Annotated in this window: 8 protein-coding genes; 4 read left to right on the forward strand and 4 right to left on the reverse strand. The window is 34.4% G+C overall.

Annotated features, from left to right (window positions below):
• Positions 1 to 53: 53 nt before the first annotated feature.
• Positions 54 to 626: a fasciclin domain-containing protein gene (locus tag B3P23_RS07190; RefSeq protein WP_045753574.1), complete on the reverse strand. Its 573-nt coding sequence runs from the start codon at positions 624 to 626 to the stop codon at positions 54 to 56.
• 193 nt (positions 627 to 819) lie between these two features.
• Here B3P23_RS07190 and B3P23_RS07195 point away from each other — a divergent pair, with 193 nt between their 5' ends.
• The 3 genes from B3P23_RS07195 (at position 820) to B3P23_RS07205 (ending at position 2,981) form a co-directional block, all read left to right on the forward strand.
• Entirely contained in the window at positions 820 to 1,377 is a 558-nt protein-coding gene (locus B3P23_RS07195) for an RNA polymerase sigma factor (RefSeq protein WP_293925251.1), read from the forward strand.
• A gap of 2 nt (positions 1,378 to 1,379) precedes the next feature.
• Complete coding sequence (locus tag B3P23_RS07200) at positions 1,380 to 2,210, forward strand: anti-sigma factor (protein ID WP_293925252.1); 831 nt, start codon at positions 1,380 to 1,382, stop codon at positions 2,208 to 2,210.
• A 360-nt stretch (positions 2,211 to 2,570) separates the two neighbouring features.
• Positions 2,571 to 2,981, forward strand: a complete 411-nt coding sequence (locus tag B3P23_RS07205) for a hypothetical protein (protein ID WP_045753577.1) — start codon at positions 2,571 to 2,573, stop codon at positions 2,979 to 2,981.
• 10 nt (positions 2,982 to 2,991) lie between these two features.
• Here the strand turns inward: B3P23_RS07205 and B3P23_RS07210 are convergent, their stop codons facing one another.
• Together B3P23_RS07210 and B3P23_RS07215 are read right to left on the reverse strand one after the other, a co-directional pair.
• Positions 2,992 to 5,124 carry a hybrid sensor histidine kinase/response regulator gene (locus tag B3P23_RS07210; protein WP_293925253.1) on the reverse strand — a complete coding sequence of 711 codons (2,133 nt, stop codon included), beginning with the start codon at positions 5,122 to 5,124 and terminating at the stop codon, positions 2,992 to 2,994.
• Positions 5,125 to 5,406: 282 nt separating this feature from the next.
• Entirely contained in the window at positions 5,407 to 7,377 is a 1,971-nt protein-coding gene (locus B3P23_RS07215) for a polysaccharide biosynthesis protein (protein ID WP_293925254.1), read from the reverse strand.
• Positions 7,378 to 7,859: 482 nt separating this feature from the next.
• Here B3P23_RS07215 and B3P23_RS07220 point away from each other — a divergent pair, with 482 nt between their 5' ends.
• Positions 7,860 to 8,663 (forward strand): tyrosine-protein phosphatase, encoded by an 804-nt coding sequence (locus B3P23_RS07220; RefSeq protein WP_248755430.1) that lies wholly within the window; start codon positions 7,860 to 7,862, stop codon positions 8,661 to 8,663.
• A gap of 65 nt (positions 8,664 to 8,728) precedes the next feature.
• On the opposite strand, the gene B3P23_RS07225 is transcribed toward B3P23_RS07220, so the two are convergent.
• Complete coding sequence (locus tag B3P23_RS07225; protein ID WP_293925255.1) at positions 8,729 to 10,591, reverse strand: acyltransferase family protein; 1,863 nt, start codon at positions 10,589 to 10,591, stop codon at positions 8,729 to 8,731.
• Between the last annotated feature and the right edge of the window lie 1,336 nt (positions 10,592 to 11,927).

Raw genomic sequence — 11,927 nt, forward strand, 5'->3', positions numbered from 1 at the left:
ATAAAGGATTAAAATGGATTTAAAAATTATAGGAATTTCAATACAAGATCTGCTTAAGGCATCAAAACATGATCGATCACATGGATCACACCATTTGACTGCTGTACATCAGCTATGGTGACTTTAGCATCCTTTCCTTTTGCATCGCGGATATACAGATCTTTCCCTTTCATCCAAAACGTTAACATTCCACCTTCTACCGTCACCATCTGAGCTTTACCACCTTTTTCTTTTACTGTTTTTAAAATGGTAGCAGCATTAAAATTTCCAGCCAATACATGATAGGTCAAGATCTGTGTCAACATCTTTTTATTTTCTGGCTTCAATAGATTATCCACCGTACCTTTTGGCAATAAATTGAATGCTTCATTGGTAGGTGCCAACACCGTAAAAGGACCTTTTGACGATAATGTTTCGACAAGGCCGGCAGCTTTGACAGCAGCGACCAATGTGGTATGATCTTTTGAGTTGACCGCATTCTCCACAATATTTTTAGTTGGATACATAGGTGCTCCGCCTACCATTACTGTTTTCATTTTGTCGGCATGTTGTGCCAGTACATTTCCGCTGCATAGAACACCCATGACTAACAGACTGAGTGCCATAAAATTTAATTTCGTTTTCATTTCTTAGTTTTTTAAAGATGTCATTTCTATCATATACGACATTATGGTGCAAGCGGATTTTATGTGCAACAACTATTTTAAAGATAAAAAAGAGCTGCGATGTTAGTGCATCATTACCAATGCATTAAATTTTTAAAGAGATGCATAATTTATTAATCTAAATACATATATTTGGAACTCAAAGACTAATTGATTGAGCCCGATACACCATTTAGAAGAAGACACCCTCATTTCCTTACTGCAAAAGAAGGATCAACGTGCATTTAATTATCTATACGATCATTATGCAGGGGCGCTCTATGGAATCGTGATCCGGATCGTGTCGTTAAAAGAATATGCGGATGAAGTAATTCAGGATGTATTTGTCAAAATATGGAAATATATCGATTCATTTGATGCGGCACGTGGCAAGCTTTATACTTGGATCATCAATATAGCCCGCAACTCGGCTATCGATTATGTCAAATCTAAGAGTGTTCAAAACGAACAAAAAAACCAATCTCTTCCAGATATCGTAGATGTTAAAGAAAGACATAACTTTAGCATCTCGACACACGTTGATCATATTGGTTTTAAAAATGTATTGAATGAATTACGAGCAGAGTGGAGAGAGCTTATTGAGATGGCGTATTACGAAGGGTACACGCAGCAGGAGATTGCTGAGAAATTGAATATTCCTTTAGGAACGATCAAAACCCGTACTCGGGGCGCACTTTTAGAATTAAAAAAAATACTTAAAGAATACGAATAACAGTGGATACTAAAGAATACATATCGTCAGGAATTATAGAAGCGTATGTGATGGGTCTCGCCAGTGAAGAAGAGGTGAGTATCTTGATGTGCATACGTCAACATAATACTGAAGTAGAGCAAGCGATTTTGGAGGCAGAAATGACCTTAGAAGATCTTGCTACTCGTCAAGCTATGTCCCCTCCTCCCGAACTGAAAGCTGCGATCTGGAATACACTATCGCAACAGGAGACGACCTCTTCGAGTCCATTGGAACCACAACAACAAGATCTTGCGTCCATCAAACCGATGGCGTCACCATCATCTGCAGCAGAAAGACCATTACGCACATTGGCCGCACGCAATTGGGCCATTGCAGCTTCGATATTACTGGTGGCCAGTATCGGTGCCAATATCTTTTACCACAATCAAAGTGTCAATGATCAAGATATGCTGGTGCAGGCATTAGTAGAAAACCAGTCCACTGAGCAAAAGCTTCAACATATCCAAGAGAAATGGAAATTGTTGCAAGACCCCGTGATCAAGACCGTGACTCTGGCCGGTGTGGAGCAGCACCCGCAGCTCAAAGCCCATGTTTTTTGGAATACAAAAACAACAGATGTATACCTGAGCTTAGAAAATCTACCTGCTGCACCAAAAGGCAAGCAGTATCAGCTATGGGCAATCGTCGATGGCAAACCTGTCGATGCAGGTGTATTGCCATTGGACAAAACCGACCAGGTGACTATAATGCACCAGATCCCAGCAGCACAGGCCTTCGCCATAACACTTGAAACCATAGGCGGTAACCCCACTCCAGACCTCACACAGTTATATGTAATGGGCAACACCTAATCGGGTGTTTCTTTAATCTTTAGACTTTGTCCACAATTTTTCATTACCCCAACAGAAGCATTTAATTTTCGTAACAGGGCTCATACTTTTGTTTTATTTTGTAATTAATGAGCAAAGCATCCGATCTTTTTGATCACGTTGAATCATTTTTTTGCGCATTAATAATAAGATTTTAAGTATTTGAAAAAATAGCTTAATATTAACGGTAAATTATTACAAATAGAACCCCAGGGTCTCTATATAAAAGCTTCTCGTGCTGTTATATTTGCTTTATAAAACGTTGAATGTAATCGAATACAGGTCATTACATTTATAAAAGAGCACTTAGTTTGTCATTTTACATAACCATATATTACCCTTATGAAAAAGATTTTAGCACTTGTCCTGCTAACGATTACGCTGTGCTCAGCGGCATGCAGTTCAAAAGAAAACATTGAACCCGAAGAAATCAATATCTTAAGCCAAACCGTTTGGCTCAGAAAAGATATGTCCTCAGAAATCATTTATGGGGGAGGCGATAATTATCTCAAATTACATTTTAAGCCAGATTACTCCTATGAAATCGTGCGTATAAAAGGCGATAAGGTCAATAGCATCTATGAAGAAGGATCATACACGATCGCAGACAATAAAAATGTGATCTTGAATACGCAGAAAAACAATCAAAAAACCTCCTTACGCTATGTTTTGGAGAATAATAGAACACTCAATCGCGTAACTGAGGATGGTCAGATTCTGACACATGCCTATGAAGCTTATATTAAACAATAAATTACACTGATCACTTTACATCCTTAATACAAGAAACAAGATCATGGGCATCCATCGGTTTTTTCAGCTTAGCATCAAAGTAAATTTGATGCTTTTGCTGTTCTACCTCCATATACATACTATCGGCTGTAAAAACAAAAACTCGGATATGTTGCCATGCTGGATTATTGCGAACCCGATTTAGAATTTCCCAGCCGTCCATATCGTTCATATGCAGATCGGTAATCACAATTTCTACAGGCTGCTCTTCCATATAGGCTAGTGCGGCCTCCCCTTTTTCAAAAATATGTATTTTAGGAAAATTCTTAAAATAATGTTTCAGATAAAGAATATTGATCCGATTATCTTCAATGATTACTATATCTATATCAGGAAGATCTTCCAGCACATACGTTTGTGGCACCTGCTCGATCTTCTTCGTCTGCTTGATAGGCACTGATAGTGTAAAGGTCGATCCTTTTCCCAGTACACTGACCAGATCTATGGTTCCTGCTAGTTGCTCGGCAAATAATTTGGAGATATACAGACCAAGACCAAAGCTACTCGACTGATTTTTAGCACCAGCCATATAATACTGTCTAAAGACCAGAGCCTGCTCTTTTTCCGAAATACCGACACCACTATCCTTCACTTCAACAGAAAGAAATGATTCACCATTTTTGATTTTCATGGATGCAGCGACATACACCTCTCCTTTTGGGGTGTACTTAATGGCGTTGCTCAATAAGTTTGAGACAATTTGTTTGACTCTAAAAGCACTGCTATAAATGAGTAAGGTGGGATCAATATCAATTTTAGCCACGAGTCTGATAGTTTTTACTGAAGCCTGATGCTCATGAACCTTAATGATATCCAAGAGCAATTGATACGCTGCAAAATACTCGTATTGAACCTCCAGTGCGCCAGCCTCCAATTTACTCAAATTCAAAATATCATTGACCGTCGTATTGATCACCTCAATTTCATGCGATGCCGAACCCAAATATTCCGGAAGAATCAATTTATTGTCATTATTCTTTCTCAAAATATCAATGATACCGAGCAATGAATTGATCGGTGAGCGAACCTCATGGCTTACGCTGGCCAAAATGGTCGTTTTTTCAGCAGCTACCTTATCGGCATAATCCCGCTCCTCTTGTAGTTTCCGTTCATATGAAACAGCGTTGGACTGATAGAAAAAGGTGATGATAATTAACAAGAGGATAATAATAAACGATGCAACCAGTTGATTTCTGAAATTAACCGTGTTTACTTGATAGAGCGTCAGATCCTTTGCCTGCGCTTGACGAAGCTGTACCGTCTCCTGATCCCTGATTTTATCAATACCTTTTCGCAGATTGTCCAACAAGTCACGATTAGCTTGAATAAGTTCCTTTTCTTTATCTTGCAGTGCCGTAAATTTCTCTTGAAGTGCGCTTAAATTCTCGCGGTACACCTTTCTATTTTGTTGGATCAAATATTCGATGTTACGCGAAATCACATCTCTTTGGATCGTGCTAAAATCCTGTGTGATGGTACTGGCAACTAGTGTATCATTTTTAGCTTTAAAAATCCGGTTAAATAGTTTTTCCTTTTTTCGGATTGTCGTATCGCGTTTGAGTGTATTGAAAGAGCTATCGCTCATGATCCGATTGACAATAGAATCCAGTTTCTCAAACTTAGGCTCCCGATAAGATGTTTTAGTTTCCGAAGATAATGTTGACAAAGAATCACTGGTAAAAAAGATCAGCTGATCGACCGTGTGCTTGAGGGAAGCAAATTCTGTGGATAATCTCTTTTTATGAGCAACATCCGCAGCACTGACTTCCAAATTGTGGTCATGTAGTGTTAATTTGGATAATGAATCAACAAATAATTTGACCGTGTCCAACTTATTTTTATAGGCATCGTAGTTTTTTTTATCAAAATTGACGGTATATAATCGAAAAAGGTTGTCCGCTTCATTATACACAGAAAACAAGCCGTATAATCCAGATGATCGCTCATTCAAAGCCGCATAGGCCGCATTAAGCCGTTCTTTTAATTTTTGCTGCTCAAAGTACTGATATATAAATATCGTCATGAGGTAAGCAAAAGAAGCAATAAGTGCTGCTATTAATATTTTCCTGAGCAGGAATGTCTTTTTCTTTTTTACTGTGGACAAGAGTTCGTATTTTTACAGTTAACAGATGAACGCCAACATCTTCCTAGATATTTTTGCCTAATGCCGAATTATTTGTGATTTAAAATACAAGCAAAAATAACTATTTTAATCATCCATATATCCTAAAAGCAGCTAAAATAGAGGAGTATTCATCAATTTGTAGTTACTTCACTACATGCAAACAGATTGTATCAAGTAATTTAAATAGAGTCATCATTATGCTCCGTTCACTTGAGTCATGATTACTGATATCTTGATTGTAAACTACAACTCAAATTTAAATTATGCATTCTTAACTATGGGATAGATCGGCACTTCATCCTCTCCTCGTAATTCAGTATCAAGAATCTCAAATTCTGAATTTTGAGATCTAAATTCTGGGACAATTTTCTTCATACACCTGACCAAATGCATAAAATTGGGCAAATTTATTTGAGCTTGTAAAATCATTTGGCATAAATCATTGATTAACTCCATCTTTCCATTCAAGTTATCATGATTCACCTGAGCAATCATGATTTTAGGGTGATGCGTTTTAATTGTATTCTCATTATTTGCTAAAAGTTCTTCATAAATCTTTTCACCAGGCCTTAGACCGACAATTTGAATATCAATATCTTGAGGATAACGATATCCCTTTAAATTAATCATACGTTTCGCTAGATGAATAATACGAATTGACTTTCCCATATCAAATACAAATATCTCCCCTCCTTTACCCATTACACCCGCTTCTTGAACTAGTAAACAAGCTTCTGGAATAGTCATAAAATATCTGGTGATTTCTGGATGTGTTAAAGTTAACGGCCCACCTTGAGCCATCTGCTTTTCAAATAAAGGAATTACAGAGCCATTGGATCCCAAGACATTGCCAAATCTTGTAATAATAAACTGGGTAAGGGATTTTCCACTACAACTACTGATATATATTTCTGCTATACGCTTAGTTGCTCCCATAACGTTCGTCGGATTAACAGCCTTATCTGTCGAAACTAAAACCACTTTCTTAACCTGATATTGCATCGATAATTCTGCAATATTTTTACTGCCCAAGACATTGGTTTGGATAGATTCGTATGGATTTGCCTCCATCAATGGGACATGTTTATAAGCAGCGGCATGGAAGACTAAATCAGGATGATAATCTGCAAATATTTTTTGCATAAAAGCATAGTTTCGAACATCAGCCACCACACAATGTAAGTTTTTTGACTCTGTACATCGGATTGATTGCTGTATATCGTATAAAGCAGATTCTGCCTGATCCACCAAAATCAATCTCTTATATGGACGCTGTGCAATCTGTCTAGCCAATTCCGATCCTATAGAACCAGCAGCACCTGTAATCAGGATGACTTTCCCATCCATTTCTGCATCGATTTCTTGACGATCCAATTGAATGGCCTTTCTTCCAAGTAGATCATGGATTTCCAAAGGACGAATTTCACGCTTGACACTTGAATTCGGCAAAATACGTGCAGGAGACATTATTTTCAGTTCTAATCCCAACTGATGAAACCATTCAGACACATATTGTAAACGTTCAGGATCATTATTTTCTACTGCAATAACCACATCAGATATCTGATTTTTTTTGATAAAATCTTGGGTAACCTCTGTAATATCTAAAATTTTCAAACCTGCCAACCTATTGCCTACACGAGATATCTGATCTTCTACAAAAGCAACAACATGGTATTTGACTTCAGAATCTTCATTTAACATGGAATATGTAGAAATACCAGGTCTAGAAGCTCCAAAAATCAAGATATTCTCAATCTTTCTGGGTGGTAAAACTAAGTATTCAAAAATTGTACGGTAAATTACACGCGCCCCGACCATAAGCAACATCAAAATACAAAACTGCATAGTCAATACGCCATATGGGATCCGTAAATATTCTCCTGCAAGGCTGTCTTTCTCTACCTCTGCTCTGATCATAATCATCAATCCAATCAGAATTATATATGCAGTTCCCGTGGTCTTAAAAATTTTCACCGTATCTCTAATACCTGTTTGACGAACAATACCTTTATAAGTACTTTTATAGAGGAAAAGTATGAAATATACTAGACCTATTAGGATCAGTTTTTTCAAAACAAAGGATGTATTAGAAAATCCCTTTAAATTATATAGAACATAAATAGAAATGACATAGCTTAAAAACACTAAGCACATATCGATCATTAAAATGACCGACCGAGGATTATCTTTACGTAAGCAGCTCTTGACAGCAGCTAAAAAACCAATCATAACCTAATTATTAATTTATACTCTGTTCTTAGCACTGGTTAGTTCATCACATAACACATGGAAACATTTTAGGTCACATGCTTTTTTATGTTAATTGATATATACTAAGATAATTAAAATTTGACAATTTAAACATCACTTGATAAAATATTATTAATTAGTAATTTAACCAAAGACCCCTATCAGAAATCATCTCGTTTATGATTAAATAACAACAATCTTACAATAGATCATAATTCTCAAAGAAATAAGACTAAATACAACTATTTTTCAAACAGTTGACCTGATATTACAAAGGCTACAAAGAAATGAATTACAAAAAATTTGGCATGTTGTTTGACATAGCCAATAATAGAAATGAAAAAAAATGTTGTGGTAATAACACATGATCGCCGACAATTAACATTTATTTTAAATTATACACGACGACTATTAATAGCATTAAATCAACATTATTGAAAAACAATTACTAGTATCAAAAAATGGCTTTTTTTAGCAATCTATTTACAAAAAAGAAAAATTCCACTTCCGTTAGATCGTTAACCCAGTTGGATTTTCTAGAAGTCGATATGCATAATCATCTACTTCCAGGGATTGATGATGGCAGTACTTCAGTGCAACAGTCATTAGGGTTTATTAAGGAACTTAACAGTTTAGGATTTAAAAAGTTCATATGTACACCCCATATTATGGATGGCGTACATCCTAACACCAAATTTACGATCGGAAACGCACATCACGCCTTGAGCGAAGGTTTAAAAAAAGCAGGAAGTGATATTGAGATTTTCGCTGCTGCCGAACACATGATTGACGACGGTCTACATATGCTTATTCAAAACAATGATTTATCCTTGATCCCAGGAGGCTATGTTTTAATAGAGATGTCTTACCTATCCGAATCAAAAGCATTATTTCAAACTATTTTAAACATACAGAAATTAGGATATAAACCAATTTTAGCACATCCCGAACGCTACAATTACTATCACACTAATTTTGGTATATATAAGCAAATAAAAGATGCAGGCTGCTTGTTACAATTAAATCTATTGTCCCTTAGTAGATATTATGGTGTAGATGTAAAAGCGATTGCCATGACATTAGTCAAATCTGGTATGTATGATTTTGTTGGCACAGATCTCCATCACGAGAAGCACTTACAATCTTTAAAAAACATTGTTGATAAATATCCAGTAAGAGAAATGTTAAAATCCTGCAACATCCTCAATCACACATTAATGGATCATATTAATACGGAAAATGGACAGCATATTATCGCTGGATAAATATGATAAAAGGCAATGTTTTTGACAATATTGCCTTTTATCATATTTATAGATGTTTGTACCAATTACAAATATCCATGTCTAGTCAGGTAATTAACGACTTCCCTTGCACCAAAATCCGTCAGATGATGCCTATCATAAATATAAGGCATATGTTCTTTAACCGAATGATGGGCTATTTCTTTATTTTTATATAGATCTATATAATGACCAGATGGTATTATTCGCTTCATAAAATTATTTACATCCTTTGCCTCCTCGACACTGTACTCGTATTCATTCATTTCTGGATTGAACAATTTTTTTAAAGCAATCTGTCTATAGGGGATCCGATAAGATTCGATCTGACCAATAAAATAATAGTCTATACCATAGTGATCAAAAATATTAATAATCTGTTGCAGACCCGCCTTAATTTCTGCTGGAGTATAATTCATTTCATCATAGTTATGCATCAACCAATGCACAGAAATAAATATCTTATGAACATGCTCGTGATTTTGAGGTAAAAATTCTTGATAAAAATAGCGCCATAAATCAACCGACTTTTGATAACCTTTCGGACTTGGAAAAGGGAAAGTTAAACTTAAACTCATTTCCAGTAAGTGTTGTTCTTTTGTCAAAACATTTCTCAAAGCCGTTGAAAGTTGAGCAGCATGGCTATCACCCATCAACAAAATATTTTCCTTTGCCGAATCTATCTTTAGACAGGTATGTTGATCATAGTCATCATAACGGTCACTACGAGTGATATAACAATTACACGGGTTTAAATGCTGATATTCCTCATATTGGAAATAATGGATGTATGATGAATCTATTCTGCGAACATAATTCCAAATCATATTTTTGGGCCAAATAAATAAAATCATCGAATAGGATATCAGAAAAAAAGCTACTATCATCAGTTTTTTCACACTCAGGTTATTTTTATTCCTTTCCACTAGATAATAAGATATTATTGCAAAGAAAAATGATAAAAAGAACACCAAAAAAATCCAATAAGGAGATTGCATCAAAAATTCGTATTTTTTATATAATACATATATCGGCCAATGCCATAAATAGAGCGAATAAGATATTTTTCCCAAAAACTGTATGGCAGGAATTTTATACCAGGAGAATTGAATATCCAAAGCGAGTATAATCATAGTCGCTATCACCGGAATTACGATCATGGTTGAAGGCCAAGCATGTCCAATATCGAAAAATATTACCGAAAGAAACAAAAGACCTAGCATACCTACAGTAATAGGAACAAGTATTGATTTGAATGCATAGCGCAATTCCCGACTATACAAAAATCCTAGAGCTCCAAGTAAAAATTCCCAAGCTCGGGTAGGCATCATATAAAAACTCCAAGATTGAGCATAGGGATACCACAGCCCAGCCGTAAAAGATAAAATACTAAGTCCGATCATGAAATATCGAAAACGATGAAATCGATAAAAATACATTCTTCTTAATAGCAACAAAATAACGGGATAAAGGAGATAAAATTGCCATTCTACTGCTAGCGACCAACTATGCAAGAATAGATTATCCTGATATTCCGGAGAAAAATAATCACCCGATAGTGTGGCATAATAGATATTGGAAATAAATGCAAGACTTACTGCGATGTATTTCGCATTCATTTTGAGATCAACATCAAAATACAATAACGGTAACACAAGAAGCATAACTGTCGCTACAAAAAGTTGGGCCGGTACGATTCGCTTTATTCTGCGGCAAACAAAATCAAGATAAGAAAAGCTCTTATTTTTGACATCTGCTAATATAATTTTGGTCATCAAAAATCCAGAGATGACGAAAAAAATATCAACACCTATATAACCACCTTCGAAAAAAGGAATTTGATAATGATAAAATAAAACAAAGCATACAGCAATTGCTCTCAATAGGCCTATATCATAGCGAAAGCTCATTTTAGGTTCATATCCAATTTGATGGACAACCTAAATGTAGGGAAATTACATGAACAAAAAAAGAGCACTTTCTTTTGGAAAAGTACTCTTTATATAGGTAGATGAGAATATTCTTTATGTTATTTAAAAATTTTATCGCAATCATCCTTCCATTTGAATTTCCACACTTTCAGTTTTAACCGATTATGGCCCCTTAAAAAATACAGCGAATATGAAATACTGCACCAAAATAAGTAATAATCTATCAGCTACATCAGCTTCTTACCTATATAAATAATTTTTGTAAATAATCAACTACAATTAAGAAGCTATTCGCCTTATAACCAATTTTAATCATGACCTACAGAAAAATTCGTTAGCCACAGATACAATTTTACTAAAACTTGTTACCAAACACACTAGATTTTGATATTTTTTTAAAAATTTTATCGTCATCCCGTTCATCTCCACATGACTATTAATGATGTTGATATTTTACCTTTTTACATGCAAATTTCGATTTAAAAGATAGAATAAAGTAGCGTACTAATTCAATTTTTTTGCCGCTGATCAAGTATAGTTTACTAAGCAATTAAATTCATTTCATAAACAATTTTGGTTTAATGTAAATCATCAATTTTATGCAATAAAATATTTTGTAAACATATAGCTACAGCTAAAATTTATAAATAAAAATAAACCATATAGATGAACTGATTTAGCAACATAATGCTTGATCTCATATCTCCAATAAAAAAACTATTTATGAAATTTTAATTATTGAATCCATTTTTCTAAAAATGGATTCAATAATTAATAGAACGATTTAGCTTTCATCAAACAAGAATAATCAATATCAAATTTTCATACAATATATATACTTAAAATTAAACATAAGTAATCAGAAATAAAATTAAAATATTTTATAACAGCACCCTGATTTTTTTATCAAAACGCTAAAAAGAAATATAATTATATTATAAGTTACAACACGCACCGTAAATAATTACAATAAGCATAGTTGCACATTAAACTTATGGATAAAATTAATACATAACGAAAATATTGAAACATAAAAAATTCACGGAAAACAAAAAACAGAAAACAAAATTGAAACCTTATTTGTTAATAAGAATAATTTAGTTCAAAACAATAAACTATGGGGATAATAACAATGTCTACATTGTTAATTTTCTATTAATTTGAAAACAAAATCTAGGAATATTGATAAAAGACATATATTTTTACTTTTAATAACACTAATACAATCATAAAAGTATTTGCAGATAATAATTATCAAAAAATAAATATATGATAGGTATTTTGAAATAAAACAATGTTATAACAAATAAAAAGA

Source organism: Sphingobacterium sp. UBA6320, assembly GCF_002440335.1.
In the GTDB taxonomy this organism is placed as follows: Bacteria; Bacteroidota; Bacteroidia; order Sphingobacteriales; family Sphingobacteriaceae; genus Sphingobacterium.